This is a genomic window from Mesorhizobium humile, assembly GCF_033977215.1.
Lineage (GTDB): Bacteria > Pseudomonadota > Alphaproteobacteria > Rhizobiales > Rhizobiaceae > Mesorhizobium > Mesorhizobium humile.
In genome coordinates, this window is record NZ_JAVIIV010000009.1 from 25,713 (window position 1) to 41,862 (window position 16,150).

Sequence of the window (16,150 nt, forward strand, 5' to 3'; positions counted from 1 at the left end):
GCAGCAATGTACGGCCAATGGCCGGGAATTTCAAGGCTGGCGCCTCAAAGCCCCTCTTTCGCGGCCTCGGCCAGGCGCGCGGCATAGCGGGCCATGGTGTCGATCTCGATGTTGACGCGGTCGCCGGCCTGACGCTCGCCCCAGGTGGTGACGCTCAGCGAGTGATGGATCAGAAGCACGTCGAAGCGGGTGCCCTCGACCTTGTTGACGGTGAGCGAGGTGCCGTCGAGCGCTACCGAACCTTTCGGCGCGATGAACTTCGCCAGATGGCGCGGCGCTTCCAGCGTGAAGCGCACGGCATCGCCCTCCTCCTTGCGTTCGACGATCTCGGCGGTGCCGTCGACATGGCCGGAGACGATGTGGCCGCCGAGCTCGTCGCCGATCTTCAGCGCCCGTTCGAGATTGATCCTGGTGCCGGATCTCCAACTCGATGCGGTGGTCAGCCTGAGCGCTTCCTCCCAGGCCTCGACCTCGAACCAGCGCGCGTTGGAGCCATGCTCAGGCAAAGCGGTAACAGTCAGGCAGACGCCGCCGCAAGAAATCGAGGCGCCGATGGCGATGGTCTCGGGATCGTAGGCGGTATCGATGCGCAGGCCGACGCCCTCGGCGAGCGGCTTCACGCTCGCAACGGTGCCAACGTCAGTCACAATTCCAGTAAACATCAGAGAGTGTCTTTCGTTTTGACCATGATCTGATCCAAAAACCGGTTCCCACTTTTTGGGATCATGGTCTCACCCACTCGGCATAGCTGTCTTCGCCAAACCGCATCTCGCGCAGCTTGCGAAAACCTGTCGGGATATGGTCGGCGTCGATCGGCGACGCAATGCCGTCCTTCCCGATCGCGTCCGGTCCCTGGAACAGCACGATGCGGTCGACCAAATCTTCGTCAAGGAATGCCTTGGCGACTTGAGCGCCACCCTCGACCAAAACGCTTGCCATGCCGAGCGCGGCAAGGTCCTCGAGCAGTTCCGGCAAGGCGACGACGCCGTCATGGGTTTCAGTGCCGATGAAGCGCACGCCCGCGCGTTCGAGCGCCGCGCGTCGATGCGCATCGGCCTCCAGGCACGAGGCGATATAGAGCGGCACGCGGTCGACGCCGGATACCAGCTTGGAGGTCTCCGGCAGCCGGATCTGCCGATCGAGAACGATGCGCGCCGGCGAGCGGTTCTCCAGCCCGGGCAGACGCACGGTCAGCGCCGGGTCGTCCTCAAGCGCGGTGCCGATGCCGACCAGGATGGCGTCGGCCTCGGCGCGCATCAGATAGACATCGCGCCGCGCGACCTCGCCGGTGATGGCGACCTGGCCCGCGCCCTTACGGCCGATCTTGCCGTCGCTCGAAAGCGCAAGCTTCAGAGTTACTTCCGGGCGCTTCTTCAGAGAACGAGTCAGATAACCGGCCATCTGCTCTGCGGCCTCGGCGGCCAATACCTTCTCCACCACCTCGACACCTGCGGCGCGCAGGATGGCGTAGCCTTGGCCGGAGACGCGCGGATCTGGATCGCTCGCGGCGCCGACGACGCGCGCTATGCCGGCATTGACCAGCGCGTTGGCGCAGGGCGGGGTGCGGCCGTGATGGGCGCAAGGCTCCAGCGTGACATAGGCGGTTGCGCCACGGGCCAACTCGCCGGCCTCGGCCAGTGCCTCGGTCTCGGCATGCGGGCGGCCACCGACAGCCGTCACTCCGGTGCCGACGATCATCGGCCCGGCGCCGTCGTCGCGCACGATGATGGTGCCGACGGAAGGGTTGGTCGAGGTACGACCGGCATTGCGGCGCGACAGCCTGATGGCCGCGGCCATGAAACGGCGGTCAAGGGCCGCCTGCGCGGCCTCGTCCAGTCGCTGTCCCGCCATGATCAGCCGGCTTCCTCTTCAGTTTTTTCCTCGTCGCCCTTCAGCTCGCCCAGCAGCTCGTGAAAATCCCTGGCTTCGCGGAAATTGCGATAGACCGAGGCGAAGCGGACATAGGCCACGTCATCCAGCGATTTCAGGGCCTCCATGACCAGCCGGCCGACCTCGCCCGAAGCAACCTCGGTTTCGCCGGAGCTTTCAAGCTGGCGCACGATACCGGTGACGGCGCGGTCGATGCGCTCGGGGTCGACGTTGCGCTTGCGCACGGCGATCTCGACGGAGCGCAGCAGCTTGTCGCGGTCGAAAGGCACCTTGCGGCCGGATTTCTTGATGACGACGAGGTCGCGCAGTTGGACGCGCTCGAAGGTCGTGAAGCGGCCGCCGCAATCAGGACACACCCGCCGCCTGCGGATCGCCGCGCCATCCTCGGCTGGACGCGAATCCTTCACCTGCGTATCTTCGGACTGGCAATAGGGACAGCGCATGGAGAGCCTTGGGTTCGCGATTCTGTGGGCGAAAGGCTTAGAGCCTTTTATGCCTCAGAGATAGCGATGCGCGAGCAAGATTGCCAGCGCCCTGTCCCGACCGTCAGCAGGCTCAGGGCGCCACGTCTTTGGTCGAAAAACCGCAGGATGTACCGAGATTGCGATAGGCCTTGGTGAAGCCATCCATCGGGATGCTGGCGACGGCCTGCTTGCCGAAGGTGACATCGAGCGAGGTGACCTTGCGCATGGCCCGCAGCAAGGCAAGGCTGGTCTTGGCTTGGTTGTCCACCATCCAGCTGGGGCGACCGCCGGCGGCGGCGTTGGAGGTTACGGTCGCCGTTACCTTCACGCCAGGATCGCCGAAGGTCGCGGCGATCTTGTTGCCGGTCGGCAACGTCTTGTTGTCGACGATGAACATGATGGCCGGATACGCATCCGGCGGCAGCGCGTCGCCGGTGGAGATCGACATCGTCAAGGATCCGGCATTGCCGTCGCCGTCGACGAATGCGGTCGAGGCGGCGCAAGTCTTGTGCGCATCCTGCCCGGTATCGAGCGTATCGATGATGGTGGTCCACTTGCCAAAGATATTGGTGGCCGGCATGTCGGAGCTGGGCTGCTGCTCCTGCGCAACCGCGCCGGACAGGGCGAAAACGGCCAGCGAGCCGGACAGGGCCAGGATGGCAAGACGGAAAGTGCGCATCATCAAAGTCTCCGGTAGGCCGCGCCCCCGATCAAGGAGCGGCGCGAAGCGCAGGGATAAAAGATGACGTATGTCGCGCGGTCAACCGACGGAGGGCAACCGAGCGTGGATCAGCCGAGATAGGGGTAGAGCGGGAAACGATCGGTAAGCGCCGTGACCTTGGCCTTGACGGCGGCCTCGACCGCCGCATTGCCTTCGTCGGAATTCGCCACCTTCAACCCGTCCAGCACCTCGGCGATCAGCTTGCCGATCTCGCGGAATTCAGCCTGACCGAAACCGCGCGTGGTACCGGCCGGCGTGCCGAGGCGCACGCCCGACGTCACGAACGGCTTTTCCGGATCGAACGGGATGCCGTTCTTGTTGCAGGTGATGTTGGCGCGGCCGAGCGCGGCTTCCGCGCGCTTGCCGGTGGCGTTCTTCGGACGAAGATCGACCAGCATCAAATGGTTGTCGGTGCCGCCGGAGACGATATCCAGGCCGGTCTCCTGGAGGCTGGAGGCCAGCGCCTTGGCGTTGGCGACGATGCTTTCGGCATAGGCCTTGAAGCTCGGCTTCAGCGCCTCGCCGAGCGCCACCGCCTTGGCGGCGATGACATGCATCAGCGGGCCGCCCTGCAGACCCGGGAACACCGCCGAGTTCATCTTCTTGGCGATTTCCTCGTCGTTGCACAGGATCATGCCGCCACGCGGGCCGCGCAGCGACTTGTGGGTCGTCGTGGTCACGACATGGGCATAAGGCAACGGCGACGGATGCATGCCGCCAGCGACGAGGCCGGCGATATGCGCCATGTCGACCATCAGATAGGCGCCGATCGAATCGGCGATCTCGCGGAAGCGCTTCCAGTCCCAGATGCGCGAATAGGCGGTGCCGCCGGCGAGAATCAGCTTCGGCTTCGTCTCATGCGCGGTCTTCTCGATCGCATCCATGTCGAGCAGGTGATCGTCCTTGCGCACGCCGTAGGAGACGACCTTGAACCACTTGCCGCTCATGTTGACCGGCGAGCCGTGCGTAAGATGGCCGCCCGAATTCAGGTCGAGGCCCATGAAGGTGTCGCCAGGCTGCAGCAGCGCCAGGAACACGGCCTGATTCATCTGGCTGCCCGAATTCGGCTGGACGTTGGCGAAGTTGCAACCAAAGAGCTTCTTCGCGCGGTCGATGGCCAGTTCCTCGGCCACGTCGACGAACTGGCAGCCGCCATAGTAGCGCTTGCCCGGATAGCCCTCGGCGTATTTGTTGGTCATGATCGAGCCCTGCGCTTCGAGCACCGCACGCGACACGATGTTCTCCGACGCGATCAGCTCGATCTCATGGCGCTGGCGACCGAGCTCGTTGCGAATGGCGCCGAAGATTTCCGGATCGGCGTCGGCAAGCGTGGTCTCGAAGAAGGATTCGAATTTGCTGGAGGCTGCCGCTGCATTTGACATGGCTTGCTTTCCCTTGGGGCCGGAGGTCTGCGAGGTCGCCGCGCATTAACACAGTTGTTTTGGGGCCGCCACGTTTGCGGCGCGAAATTTGCTGGCCGGTTTGCGCCAAGACTGGCCGACCGGCACTAATCCCGCGGTAGGCGCCCCTTGAGGGTCGCTTCGGAGAAGGTGATTTCGGTGAACAGCTTGCGCGCCGTGTGATCGTTGATGTCGCCGCGGCGGAACATGGCCTGAAGTTCCGCGCGCTCGGCCTCGATGCCGGCAAGCCTGAGTTCCAGCTCGATCCGCCCGGTTTCGCGGGCCTCGGCGCGGGCTTCGTCGGCGCCGTCGGAAAGCGAGATGCGCCGCCGGTAGATGGATGCGACGCTCTCGGCGATGGCGAGCTTCATGTCCGCCGCCTCTCCTTCATTGCCGTCGCTGGCGAGGTTTTCGATCCTGGCGATGGCCGCGTTGGCGGCGCTGACGCGGGCCCGGCGCTCTTCCGCGGCACCCGGATGCTCGCCGGGTTCGACGAGGCCCCGCGCCACCGTCGGCAGGGCAAGGCTGGCGATCGCCAGCGAGCAGATGATGACGCCGGCGGCAAGGAAGATGACGAGGTCGCGGGCCGGGAACGGCGAGCCGTCCTGCAAGGTAAGCGGCAGGGAGAGGATGCCGGCCAGCGTCACCGCGCCGCGCACGCCGGCGATCGAACCGGCGAGCCGGACACGAAAACCAAAGGGTTCAGCCTTGCGCTTGCCAAGCCGCGCGGCGAGCACGGCGCCGATATCGCCGATCCAGACCCAGACGAAGCGCAAGGCGATCAGGCAGAGCGTGAGCAACAGCACGGTCAATGCCGGCTCGAACAGCCAGTGCCGGGTCGTCAGCTCCGGTGGCACCTTGCGGATGATGTCGGGCAATTGCAGGCCAAGCAGGATGAACAGCGAGCCGTTGAACATGAAGATCAGCATTGACCAGAGCGAGATCGTCTGGATGCGCGCCGAGACCGCCATGTGGCGGACTATGCCGGAGTATCCTGTCAGCAGGCCGGCCGTGACCGCCGCCAGAATGCCCGAAGCGCCGAAATGCTCGGCGATCAGATAGGCGACGAAGGGCAGCAGCACCATGACCAGCACCTGCGCTTCGGCCGGTGTGCTGGTGATACGGCCAAGGATCTGCAACGACTTCGCGGCGATGAACAGCGCCGCGACACCGGCGAGGATGCCTATTGCCACGGCAAAGACAAAGCTCAGGGATGCCGCGGCAAACGAAAAGCTGCCGGTCAGCGCTGCCGCGACCGTGAAGCGGAACATCACCAGACCGGAGGCGTCGTTGAGCAGCGACTCGCCCTCCAATATGTGCATCAGCCGGACCGGGACGACATTGCGGTCGACGATCGAGGAAACGGCGACCGCGTCGGTCGGCGACAGCACGGCGGCCAAAGCGAAGGCGACCACCAGCGGAATGCTCGGCACCAGCCAGTGCAAGGCGTAGCCGAAGCCGACGATGGTGAAGAAGACGAGCCCGATGGCGAGGTCGAGGATCGGGCCGCGCAACGCTATGAGCTCGCGCTTCGGCGCCGAGAACGCATCGCCAAACAGCAGCGGGGGAATGAACACCAGCAGGAACAGTTCCGGATCGATTTCGAGATGGAAGCCACGCGCTGGCCATGCCAGGGCGGCGCCGATCGCGATCTGCAGCACCGGAAGCGGCACGCGCACCAGCCGCACCAACGCGCCGGAAACGGTGACGAAGGCGAGCACGACGAGAATGAAGACGGCGACGTCCATGGCACGATTCCGGTTGCCCAAATGCCGAGCTGATCTGATCCGACCATGCGCAATTGAACGCGCGCCGTCCAGCAATGCCGTCCGCCGGCCACGATTGATGACGCATGTCGAAGCGGCGTATGCGCCGCCTACCGACGAAGACGCAAGCGTGGCGTTCTCGCGACGATGCAGGATTCGGCGCCACCCATCTGCAGACGCGGCTCTACCCGCGGCCGACAGCGCCTCATCCAACAAAAAAGGCCGCTGCAAGAGCGGCCTTTTTGCATCCAAGATCAGATATTTACTGCGCGGAGCTGATCTGCAGTTCCTGGGCGCCGTCGAGGCCGTAAATGTCGTCGCGGAACTGCACGACGCCCGGACCCGTCGACCAGGCCGACAGATAGAGGAAGTGCACCGGCACCGGATTGACGACCTGGATCGGCGTGTTCTCGCCGGTCTTGATCGCCGCCTCGAAATGCTGGCGATCCCAGCCGGGCGTGTCGCGCAGGATCCAGGTGACGAGGTCGCGCACGTTCTGGACGCGCACGCAGCCGGAGGAATCGAAGCGCATCAGCTTGCCGAACAGGCTCTGCTGCGGCGTGTCGTGCATGTAGACGCCGTCCGGGCTCGGGAAGTTGATCTTGACCGAGGCCATGGCGTTGTTGCTGCCCGGATCCTGGCGGAAACGGTATTTCGCGGCATCGTCCGTCGACCAGTCGACGTTCATCGGATCGACCTCGCTGCCGTCGGGCGCGAACAGCCGGATGTGGCTCTCCTTGAGGTAGTTCGGGTCCTTCCGCATCAGCGGAATGATGTCCTTGCGCACGATCGAGACCGGCGCGTTCCAGTACGGATTGACGATGATCTCGTTGATCTTCGAATTCACGATCGGCGTCTGGCGGTCGATCTTGCCGACGATCGCGGTATGGCGAAGCACGACGCGTTCGTTCTCGACCGCTTCGATCTGGGCGCCGGGAATGTCGACCAGCACGTAACGGCTGCCGAGCGTGCCGGCCTTTTCCTTCAGGCGCTGCAGATTGGTCTGCAACTGGCCGAGCCGGATCTGCGCCGAGACGTTCATCGCCGTATAGGTGTATTTGCCCATGGCGCCGTCGGCCGGCAGGCCATGACGCAGCTGGAAGCGCTTGACCGCCGAGTCGACATAGGAATCGAAGGCCGTTGAAATGCCGGCGCTCTGCGGCAGGTCGCCCGAAACCATCAGCCGCTTGCGCAGCGGCACGACATCCGGATCGTCGTCGCCGAGCTGCAATTTCTTGGTCGCCGGCACCTGCTCCCAGCCACCCTGGGAGACGATGTTCTGGTACTGCGCCACGGCCTGCTCGGTGAAGGCGACGGTCTGCTGGCTGAAGATCGGCAGCGTCGAGGCGACCTTGTTGGTGTCGCTGGCGCGGGCGTCGAACTGGTCGTCCCAATTGCCACGCGTCGAGGATTTCAGGATGTCCCCGACCACGTCCTGCGCGCTGGCATGGCCTGCGACCATGGCAGCAGCGAGCGCGGAGGCTCCGGTAAGGAAGAAACGGCGGCTGGTTCTCATGGCAGACATTCTTGCTTTATCGCTCTCGCTCAACTCGCTTGCAGGGCGGCTTGTCCGCACTCTAGGGGCGGCGAACTTAACAATTCGCCAACCATGACCCGCATCGCCGGCTGCCAGAAACGCGCTGCCGCCACCCAGGTTCCAAGGAGCGCAGGGCATAGGCCCGCAGCATCACCCACACTTCGCATTGCCCGCGATTATGGCGGCAACGTGGCCTTGGCCCGCGATTTGGTTGTGGTGGCGCAATGAAGGAAAAAATACCGATGCTTTTCTGCATCAGCGCTTTCCGCGGTTGCCTGCCTTCGCAAAAAAGAAAAGGACCGGCGCGTTTCGGCACCGGCCCCCTCCCTATTCTTTCCCCCGGGCCGCACTTCTTCGGCGCGGCTTCCCGTTCCAGTTCGTAGCTCTTACATCCGATAGGCGATCGTATCGTTCCAGAAGCGGTCCAGGCGCTGCAGGGCGCGGTTCATCTGCTTGAACTCGTCGGTGTTGATGCCGCCGACCGCCTCGATCGAGCCGACATGGCGCTCGTAGAGGCCGGCGACGACGTCGGCCACCTCGTTGCCCTTCGGCGTCAGCGAGACGCGGACCGAGCGGCGGTCGATGCGCGAGCGCTGGTGGTTGATGAAGCCGAGATCGACCAGCTTCTTCAAATTGTAGGAGACGTTCGAGCCGAGATAATAGCCACGCGAGCGCAGCTCGCCGGCGGTCAGCTCGGAGTTGCCGATGTTGAAGAGCAGCAGCGCCTGGATGGCGTTGATGTCGGAACGGCCGTTGCGGTCGAACTCGTCCTTGATCACGTCAAGCAGGCGGCGGTGCAGGCGCTCCACCAGCTGCAGCGATTCCATGTACAGCGAGCGGATAGCCTCGCGGCGATCGTCGGATACGTTTGCGGTCTTCGCCGCCGGACGCGAATTGATCATTGTCTTTGCCTCTCGTTTGTCGCCTTGGTGATTTTTTGTTTTTCACCTTGATCGCGACACTATCGAATACTCATAAAATTCGACTTAAACGCCAGGGCTAACAAGAGCTTACCGGTAAGAGGTTTCGGAAGACGCTTAACGATCGGTCACCCGAGCAAGAACAATTAACCTAAAGATTTAGCCAATGGATTTTGGGGGAAACCGGGCTCGGAAATCGGCCCGGGAGGCCCGTCTTCGGCCGGCTCTATGAGTGGAGCATGATGTCGTCCGAAAACCGCTTCACACTTTTCGGCATCATGCTCATTGGCGGAGCTGGCGCTTCTGCAGCCATATGGTGACGCGAAAGACGATGTAGAGCAAGGCCACGCAGGCATGCGAGACGACGATCAGGATGCGGTGGCCGAAGAGGTCGGGGAAACCGGCATACATCACCGTCTCGGTCACCGCGCAGATGAACCAGATCACCGGCCCCCAGGACGCCAGCATCCACAGGCCCGCCGCGGCGAATGGGAAGAAGACGGCAAGCGTCGCCGCCGCCACCTGCCAATGCACCGGCATCAGGTCGAAGCGCCACAACTCGCCCGGATAGATGCCGATCAGGCGGATCCAGTAGAGGATGCCGAACAAAAGGCAGTAGCCGGCGATGACGCGCTGGAACCAGGCGAAGATGACTTCGGTGGTCGAAGGCTGCAGCACCACGCGCCTGGAGGTGACCTCGCTCACAGCGCGAGTTCCTTATCCCCGAGCGGCGCGAAATAGGCGTCGATGTCGGCAGCACTGACCTCATCCAGGCCCGCCGGCCGCCATTCGGGTGTCGAGCCCTTCTCGATGATGGCGGCGCGGATGCCTTCATAGAAATCATGGCCGGCCAGCATGCGGTTGAGGATGCGGAATTCCATCTTCATGCATTCGTCCATCGACAGCGTCGATCCCGCACTGATCTGGCGCCAGGCGACGTTGAGGCTGGTCGGCGAGCGGGTTTTCAGCGTCGCCAGCGTCTTTGCGGCAAAAGCATCCTCCGCCCCTGCCCGCTCCAGGCTGTCGATGACGCCGCCGAGCGAGCTCTGCGAAAAATGGCGCGCGATCGCTTCCAGGTCCTGCCGCTCGGTCTCGCGTTTGGCCGGCACGAAGAAATCGCGCATCTCCGCATTGGCGTCGCCGCTTGTCGCCAGTTCGTCGAGCAGGCCCGCCTGGTCCTCGGCCTTGATCGTGTGGGTGGCCAGCCCCGACCACAGCGCATCGCCATGGCGGATGCGATTTCCCGTCAGCCCGAGATACATGCCGAAAGAGCCGCCGAGATCCGGCAGCAAGTGGCTGGCGCCGACATCGGGGAAGAAGCCGATGCCGACCTCGGGCATGGCGAATTGCGCGTTTTCGGTCAGCACACGATGCGACCCATGGAAGGAGATGCCGACGCCGCCGCCCATGACGATGCCGTCGATCAGCGCGACATAGGGCTTCTTGAAGCGCGCGATGCGGGCGTTGAGCCGGTACTCGTCGGCGAAGAAGTCGACCGGCGGCCTGCCGGCCCGGCCGGCCTCATAGATGTGCAGGATATCGCCGCCGGCGGAAAACGCCCTGCCCTCGGCCTTGACGACGACGACGCCGACGCCCGCATCCTGCTCCCAGGCGTCGAGCGCCCTGCCGAGCGCCTTGACCATGTTGTGCGTGACGGCGTTGAGCGCCTTGGGCCGGGTCAAGGTGACCACGCCCGCTTTGCCCAGCCGCTCGAAGCGGATCTCGTCGCCTCCGCCAAAATCCATCACCAGGAGAATCCCTCTCTGCGCCCTGCCGGGGGAGAGAAGTGCTAAAGGCGGCATGGGGACGCGTCAATGGCAGCGGTCCTTGCGCTGGCGGGCGGCCGCGCCAGATGTTAGGTAACCGGCAAAGCACCGCGCCCGCGCCCGACAGGTTTCGAGCAGACCGACATGCCTGGAATTTCCCGCTTCGTGGTTGGATTGGTCGGTCTCCTCGCTCTGGGGGTTGCCGCGCATGCAGCGGCGATTAACGACCTTTACCAAGCGCAGTCGATCGTCACCGGCACCGGAGAGGTCAACCGGCAGATCGGCTTTCGCGAATGCCTCGACAAGGTGCTGGTCAAGGTCTCGGGCGACCAGCGCCTGACGCAGAAACCGGAGATATTGGCGCTGCGCGACAAGGCCGGTCATTTCGTTCAATCCTTCCGCTATCATGATCGGCTGGAAGGCATTCCGATCCATGACGAGCAAGGCACGCATGACCGGCCGCACGACCTGACCTGCCTCTACAAGCCGGCCGTGGTCAACAAGCTTCTGGCGCAGCTCGGCAGCAGGCCATGGCTCGGCGAGCGGTCGCCGATTGCCGTCTTCATGACCGCCGAGCAGGGCGCGCGGCATTTCGTGCTGACGGCGGATGAGGACCAGGGCAAGACGATGCGTGAATCCTTCGCCAATGCGACCGATCCGATGCTGATGCGCGTCATCTTTCCAAAGCCCGGACAGCTTGGCGGCCTCGGTGAGAAGGCGCTTTCGGGGGCCGATATGGCACGGCTCGACAAGCTCGCGAAAAAAGCGGGAGCGGCCCGGGCGCTCGCCGGCAGCATCGTGTGGAGCGACAAGGAACTCGGCTGGGTCGCCGACTGGCGCTTGGCCGACCACGGCAAGACCTATCGCTGGCAGGCGCGCGGCGTCAGCTTCGACGAGGCGTTCCGGGTCGCGATCAGGGGCGCGGCGCAGATCTTGTCAGGGCACGGACAGCCGTGAAAGCGTTTCCTCGCCCCATGGAATGGGGAGAGGAAACTTGCGCCTCAACCTCTGGCACAATCGTGTCGCATTGGTCAGGGGCGGAGACGCGTGGTAAAAGCCGGCCCAAAAGAGAGTTTTCGGCCATGAACAAATTCACCCCCGCAAAACCTGCCGGCGCGCGCAGCGTCGACGAGATCACCGGCAGCCGGCGGCTCAGGCGCATGCGCAAGGCCGACTGGTCGCGCCGGCTGGTGCAGGAGAACCAGCTTTCGGTGAACGACCTGATCTGGCCGATCTTCGTCGTCGACGGCAAGAACACGCGCGAGCCGATCGCAGCCATGCCCGACGTCTATCGCCTGAGCATCGACCTCGCGGTGAAGGAAGCCGAGCGCGCGGCCAAGCTCGGCATCCCGGCCATCGCCACCTTCCCCAATGTCGAGCTTGCGCTGCGCGACCAGACCGGTTCGCACATCCTCGATCCGGACAATGTCATCAACCGCGCCACACGAGCCATCAAGGACGCGGTGCCGGAGATCGGCATCATCAACGACGCGGCGCTCGACCCGTTCACCAGCCATGGCCATGACGGCATCCTGCGCGACGGCGTCATCGTCAATGACGAGACGGTGGAGCAGGTCGCGGCCGCGGCCGTCATCCAGGCGGCGGCGGGCGCCGATATCATCGCGCCGTCGGACATGATGGACGGCCGCATCGGCGCCATCCGCGACGCGCTCGACGCCAACGGCTTTCAGGACGTGGCGATCATGTCCTATGCGACGAAATTCGCCTCGGCCTTCTACGGTCCCTATCGCGAGGCGGTCGGCACCGCCGGCCTGCTCAAGGGCGACAAGAAGACCTACTACATCGACCACGCCAATTCGGACGAGGCGGTGCGCGAGGCCGAACAGGACCTCGCCGAAGGCGCCGACATGCTGATGGTGAAGCCCGGCCTGCCCTATCTCGACATCATCCGCCGGCTGAAGGACGAGCTGCAGATGCCGACCTTCGCCTATCAGGTGTCGGGCGAATATTCGATGATCAAGGCGGCCGCCGCCAATGGCTGGATCGACGGCGAGAAGGCGATGCTGGAATCGCTGCTTGCGCTGAAGCGGGCGGGCTGCGACGGCGTGCTGACCTATTTCGCGCCCGTGGTGGCGCAGATGCTGAAGGGCTAGGGCTGCTTCGCGATGTTGGAATTCTAACGGGATTCGTTAGAATGCATCCATGAGCAGGAATGAAGTCATCGAACGGTTACGGAAGAACGCAGATGCCATCAGGGGCATGGGCGCGACTTCGCTTTATCTGTTTGGATCGGCCGCCCGCGGCGACGCACGCCGGACAGCGATCTCGATCTCTTCATAGACTATGATCCGGCGCGGCGCTTTTCCTTGATCGACCTCGTCGTCATCAAACAATTTCTCGAAGAGAAGATGTCGGCCGAAGTCGACATCACCACACGGGACAGTCTTCATCCGATGTTGAAGGCTGATATCGAACGATCGGCCGTGCGCGTATTTTGATGGCACCGCGTCAGACCAAGCCGATCATCGCAGAGATCATTGCGGCCCTGGATGGCATCGCCTAAATCGATCGCACCGAAAAAATACCGCTTGCATTTCGCAATCAGCCAAGCTACCTAACAACCGCTTGCAAATTACAACTGGTTTAGGAGGCAATGATGTCCAGGCTGCGTGTCAACGCTTTCACCTTGTCGCTCGACGGCTACGGCGCCGGCCCCGACCAGAGCCTCGCCAACCCGCTCGGGGTGGGCGGCGAAAATCTGCACAAATGGATGATCAAAACCCGCTCGTTCCAACAGATGATCGGCAAGGATGGCGGGACGACGGATACCGATGACGAGTTTGCCGTGCGCAGTTTTGAGAATGTCGGCGCCTGGATCCTCGGTCGCAACATGTTCGCGCCGAGCCGCGGCGAATGGCCGGACGACAACTGGAAAGGCTGGTGGGGCCCCAACCCGCCCTACCACGTGCCGACCTTTATTCTGACGCATCACAAGCGCGCGCCGATCGAGATGGAAGGCGGCACGACCTTCTACTTCGTCGCCGACGGCATCCAGTCGGCGCTCGAACAGGCGAAGGCAGCTGCCGGCGACAAGGATGTGCGCGTCGGCGGCGGCGTTTCGACCGTCCGTCAATATCTGCAGGAGAAGCTCATCGACGAGATGCATCTGGTTGTCTCGCCGCTCCTGCTCGGCTCGGGCGAGCATCTGTTCGCCGGGCTCGACATGCTGAAGCTGGGATACCGCTGTACCGGGCAGGTGGCGACCGCCGATGCGACGCATGTGATGATCGGGCGGGTGTAGGCGAAGTAGCTCTTTCTCCCCGTTCACGGGGAGAAATGCCCGGTAGGGCAATGAGGGGCAGCGCTGCCGGTTAGAGGTTGGCCAAGCACCTGTGGCACCTGCCCTTGCGGCGAATGGGATTTCAATCGCCCACGTCGGCGCCGCCCCTCATCCGCCCTTCGGGCACCTTCTCCCCGTTTACGGGGAGAAGGAAGAGGCGCCTCAATACTTCTCCGGCACGTAGAGGTCGCGCGGCAGAACCTGGCGCTCGTATTGCGGGTTGAAGACACGCTCCGGCAGCGAAATCTCCTCGTGTGGCACCTCTTCATACGGCATCTGCTGCAACAGATGGTCGATGCAGTTCAGCCGCGCGCGCTTCTTGTCGTTGCCCTCGACGATGAACCAGGGCGCTTCCGGAATGTTGGTGCGTGCGAAGGTCTCTTCCTTGGCCTTGGTGTACTGCTCCCAGCGCACGCGCGACTGCAGGTCCATGGGCGACAGCTTCCACTGCTTCATCGGATCGTGGATGCGCATCAGGAAGCGCATCTGCTGTTCTTCGTCGGTGATCGAGAACCAGTATTTCACCAGCGTGATGCCGGAACGGACCAGCATGCGCTCGAATTCCGGCACGTCGTGGAAGAACTCCTCGACCTGGTCCCCATTGGCAAAGCCCATCACCCGCTCGACGCCGGAGCGGTTGTACCAGGAGCGGTCGAACAGCACGATCTCGCCGCCCGCGGGCAGATGCGGCACGTAGCGCTGGAAATACCACTGCGACTTCTCGCGCTCGGTCGGCGCCGGCAACGCCACGACGCGGGCGATGCGCGGGTTCAGCCGCTGCGTGATGCGCTTGATGACGCCGCCCTTGCCGGCAGAATCGCGGCCCTCGAAGATCACCACCAGCTTCTTCTTGTGGTAGGCGACCCAGGACTGCAGCTTGATCAGCTCGGACTGCAACCTGAGCAACTCGCGGAAATAGGTCATGCGCTCCATGGAGGGCGGATGCGATTTCTTGTAGATCTTGGCGATCTCGAGCGAGAGCGCCGGCTCGGAAAGCTCCAGCTCATAGTCTTCGTCGAGCGTGTCCTCGAGTTCGGCTTCGAGCCAGTCCTTCGCCCCGGAATTCGATTTCAGTTCATTCATCGCGCAGCTCCGTCTGCCTGTCGGCCATCATCGCTTCGGAATCCGCTCCGGCTCCGGCCGGACACTCCGTAAGCCGACTGAGATACAGAGGCGCAATGACGGTTTTATTGCAATCGCCCGTCGCAAACCTCGAAGATATGTGATCGGTCCGTATCGACAGCAGGGCGACAAGCGGCGCGAATTGTCCTACAAATCCCCTCGCCTCTTCCAGCGCTCGCCACGGCGCTTCTTTCAAACAAATTGCGAGGACTGACATGGAATACCGCACGCTGGGCCGATCCGGCTTGAAAGTCTCGACATTGACGCTTGGCACCATGACCTTCGGCGGCACCGGTCCGTTCGCCGCCGTCGGCAATTCGGATCTCGCGGAAGCCAGACGCATCATCGACACCTGCATCGATGCCGGCATCAACCTCATCGACACCGCCAATGTCTATTCCAACGGCTTGTCGGAAGAGATCATCGGCGAGGCGCTTGGCGGCAAGCGCAAGAACGATGTGCTGATCGCCTCGAAGGCGCGCATGCGTATCGGCACCGGCCCCAATGACGAGGGCCTGTCGCGCCACCATCTGATCCGCGAATGCGAAAAGAGCCTGAAGCGGCTCAAGACCGACGTCATCGACGTCTATTTCGTCCATCAATGGGACGGCCTCACCCCGGTCGAGGAGACGATCGCGGCGCTCGACACCTTGGTCAACCAGGGCAAGATCCGCTACATCGGCTGCTCCAACTGGTCGGGCTGGCAGGTGATGAAGGCTCTTGCCGTCAGCGACAGCCGCCATCAGGCCCGTTTCGTCACCCAGCAGATCCACTACACGCTGGAAGCGCGCGAGGCCGAATACGAATTGCTGCCGATCTCGGTCGACCAGGGCCTCGGCGTGCTGGTCTGGAGCCCGCTGGCCGGCGGGCTGCTCTCCGGCAAATACCGTCGCGACAGCCCGACCGCGCGCCAGCTTGGCGGCTGGAAGGAACCGCCGATCCGCGACGAGGACCGCCTGTGGCGCATCGTCGACGTGCTGGTCGACATCGGCAACGCGCGAGGGGTGTCGGGAGCGCAAGTCGCGCTTGCCTGGCTGCTTGGACGTCCGGCCGTAAGCTCGCTGGTGATCGGCGCCCGCAACGAGGCGCAGCTCAAGGACAACCTCGCCGCGGCCAGCCTGTCGCTCAGCGAAGAAGAACGGCAGCGCCTTGACGTGGTTAGCCGACCGCCGGTGCTTTATCCCTACTGGCACCAGCAGTTCACCGCCAGGGACCGGTTCGGACCGGCCGATAAGGTGCTCGACCGCTCGCATGCCTAAAACA

Annotated in this window: 15 protein-coding genes and 1 pseudogene; 5 read left to right on the top strand and 11 right to left on the bottom strand. The window is 63.6% G+C overall.

Translation table 11 applies throughout. The features are described from left to right. Positions 1-44: 44 nt before the first annotated feature. From RFM52_RS15240 to RFM52_RS15285, 10 genes are all read right to left on the bottom strand, one after another. A complete protein-coding gene (locus RFM52_RS15240; RefSeq protein WP_320297279.1) occupies positions 45-662 on the bottom strand; it encodes a riboflavin synthase in 618 nt (205 codons plus the stop codon). A 61-nt stretch (positions 663-723) separates the two neighbouring features. Continuing rightward, positions 724-1,851, bottom strand: a complete 1,128-nt coding sequence (gene ribD, locus RFM52_RS15245) for a bifunctional diaminohydroxyphosphoribosylaminopyrimidine deaminase/5-amino-6-(5-phosphoribosylamino)uracil reductase RibD (RefSeq protein ID WP_320297280.1) — start codon at positions 1,849-1,851, stop codon at positions 724-726. Positions 1,852-1,853: 2 nt separating this feature from the next. Further along, positions 1,854-2,333, bottom strand: coding sequence for a transcriptional regulator NrdR (gene nrdR / locus RFM52_RS15250; RefSeq protein WP_320297281.1), 480 nt, complete (start codon positions 2,331-2,333; stop codon positions 1,854-1,856). A gap of 112 nt (positions 2,334-2,445) precedes the next feature. Beyond that, complete coding sequence (locus tag RFM52_RS15255) at positions 2,446-3,033, bottom strand: hypothetical protein (protein ID WP_430699280.1); 588 nt, start codon at positions 3,031-3,033, stop codon at positions 2,446-2,448. A gap of 110 nt (positions 3,034-3,143) precedes the next feature. Continuing rightward, a complete protein-coding gene (glyA, locus tag RFM52_RS15260; RefSeq protein ID WP_320297283.1) occupies positions 3,144-4,457 on the bottom strand; it encodes a serine hydroxymethyltransferase in 1,314 nt (437 codons plus the stop codon). Positions 4,458-4,582: 125 nt separating this feature from the next. Then, positions 4,583-6,223 (bottom strand): Na+/H+ antiporter, encoded by a 1,641-nt coding sequence (locus RFM52_RS15265; protein ID WP_320297284.1) that lies wholly within the window; start codon positions 6,221-6,223, stop codon positions 4,583-4,585. Between the two features lie 280 nt (positions 6,224-6,503). Then, positions 6,504-7,757, bottom strand: a complete 1,254-nt coding sequence (locus tag RFM52_RS15270) for a L,D-transpeptidase family protein (RefSeq protein ID WP_320297285.1) — start codon at positions 7,755-7,757, stop codon at positions 6,504-6,506. 407 nt (positions 7,758-8,164) lie between these two features. Beyond that, positions 8,165-8,680 carry a transcriptional regulator LdtR gene (gene ldtR / locus RFM52_RS15275; protein WP_040983294.1) on the bottom strand — a complete coding sequence of 172 codons (516 nt, stop codon included), beginning with the start codon at positions 8,678-8,680 and terminating at the stop codon, positions 8,165-8,167. Between the two features lie 300 nt (positions 8,681-8,980). Further along, the gene (locus tag RFM52_RS15280) at positions 8,981-9,403 is read right to left on the bottom strand and encodes a DUF6163 family protein (RefSeq protein ID WP_320297286.1); all 423 of its coding nucleotides are present in this window, start codon (positions 9,401-9,403) and stop codon (positions 8,981-8,983) included. Beyond that, entirely contained in the window at positions 9,400-10,443 is a 1,044-nt protein-coding gene (locus RFM52_RS15285; protein WP_320297287.1) for an enoyl-CoA hydratase/isomerase family protein, read from the bottom strand. The genes RFM52_RS15280 and RFM52_RS15285 overlap by 4 nt, the downstream gene beginning before the upstream one ends. Before the next feature lie 165 nt (positions 10,444-10,608). Between RFM52_RS15285 and RFM52_RS15290 the strand changes: the two genes are divergently transcribed. The 4 genes and pseudogenes from RFM52_RS15290 to RFM52_RS15305 all read left to right on the top strand — a co-directional run bounded on the left by RFM52_RS15290 (position 10,609) and on the right by RFM52_RS15305 (position 13,726). Continuing rightward, entirely contained in the window at positions 10,609-11,421 is an 813-nt protein-coding gene (locus tag RFM52_RS15290) for a DUF2066 domain-containing protein (RefSeq protein WP_320297288.1), read from the top strand. A gap of 125 nt (positions 11,422-11,546) precedes the next feature. Beyond that, a complete protein-coding gene (hemB, locus tag RFM52_RS15295) occupies positions 11,547-12,578 on the top strand; it encodes a porphobilinogen synthase (RefSeq protein WP_320297289.1) in 1,032 nt (343 codons plus the stop codon). A gap of 49 nt (positions 12,579-12,627) precedes the next feature. Continuing rightward, positions 12,628-12,923, top strand: a pseudogene (locus RFM52_RS15300) (nucleotidyltransferase family protein). A 158-nt stretch (positions 12,924-13,081) separates the two neighbouring features. Further along, the gene (locus RFM52_RS15305) at positions 13,082-13,726 is read left to right on the top strand and encodes a dihydrofolate reductase family protein (protein WP_320297290.1); all 645 of its coding nucleotides are present in this window, start codon (positions 13,082-13,084) and stop codon (positions 13,724-13,726) included. Between the two features lie 201 nt (positions 13,727-13,927). Here the strand turns inward: RFM52_RS15305 and ppk2 are convergent, their stop codons facing one another. Continuing rightward, a complete protein-coding gene (gene ppk2 / locus RFM52_RS15310) occupies positions 13,928-14,848 on the bottom strand; it encodes a polyphosphate kinase 2 (protein WP_320297291.1) in 921 nt (306 codons plus the stop codon). Between the two features lie 254 nt (positions 14,849-15,102). On the opposite strand from ppk2, the gene RFM52_RS15315 reads away from it, so the two are divergent. Then, positions 15,103-16,146: an aldo/keto reductase gene (locus tag RFM52_RS15315; protein WP_320297292.1), complete on the top strand. Its 1,044-nt coding sequence runs from the start codon at positions 15,103-15,105 to the stop codon at positions 16,144-16,146. Positions 16,147-16,150 lie beyond the last annotated feature (4 nt).

Bases quoted from the DNA above. Each gene is read 5' to 3' on its own strand.
- RFM52_RS15240 (WP_320297279.1), bottom strand. From the start codon at position 662: ATGTTTACTGGAATTGTGACTGACGTTGGCACCGTTGCGAGCGTGAAG.
- ribD (WP_320297280.1), bottom strand. From the start codon at position 1,851: ATGGCGGGACAGCGACTGGACGAGGCCGCGCAGGCGGCCCTTGACCGC.
- nrdR (WP_320297281.1), bottom strand. From the start codon at position 2,333: ATGCGCTGTCCCTATTGCCAGTCCGAAGATACGCAGGTGAAGGATTCG.
- RFM52_RS15255 (WP_430699280.1), bottom strand. From the start codon at position 3,033: ATGCGCACTTTCCGTCTTGCCATCCTGGCCCTGTCCGGCTCGCTGGCC.
- glyA (WP_320297283.1), bottom strand. From the start codon at position 4,457: ATGTCAAATGCAGCGGCAGCCTCCAGCAAATTCGAATCCTTCTTCGAG.
- RFM52_RS15265 (WP_320297284.1), bottom strand. From the start codon at position 6,223: ATGGACGTCGCCGTCTTCATTCTCGTCGTGCTCGCCTTCGTCACCGTT.
- RFM52_RS15270 (WP_320297285.1), bottom strand. From the start codon at position 7,757: ATGAGAACCAGCCGCCGTTTCTTCCTTACCGGAGCCTCCGCGCTCGCT.
- ldtR (WP_040983294.1), bottom strand. From the start codon at position 8,680: ATGATCAATTCGCGTCCGGCGGCGAAGACCGCAAACGTATCCGACGAT.
- RFM52_RS15285 (WP_320297287.1), bottom strand. From the start codon at position 10,443: ATGGATTTTGGCGGAGGCGACGAGATCCGCTTCGAGCGGCTGGGCAAA.
- RFM52_RS15290 (WP_320297288.1), top strand. From the start codon at position 10,609: ATGCCTGGAATTTCCCGCTTCGTGGTTGGATTGGTCGGTCTCCTCGCT.
- hemB (WP_320297289.1), top strand. From the start codon at position 11,547: ATGAACAAATTCACCCCCGCAAAACCTGCCGGCGCGCGCAGCGTCGAC.
- RFM52_RS15305 (WP_320297290.1), top strand. From the start codon at position 13,082: ATGTCCAGGCTGCGTGTCAACGCTTTCACCTTGTCGCTCGACGGCTAC.
- ppk2 (WP_320297291.1), bottom strand. From the start codon at position 14,848: ATGAATGAACTGAAATCGAATTCCGGGGCGAAGGACTGGCTCGAAGCC.
- RFM52_RS15315 (WP_320297292.1), top strand. From the start codon at position 15,103: ATGGAATACCGCACGCTGGGCCGATCCGGCTTGAAAGTCTCGACATTG.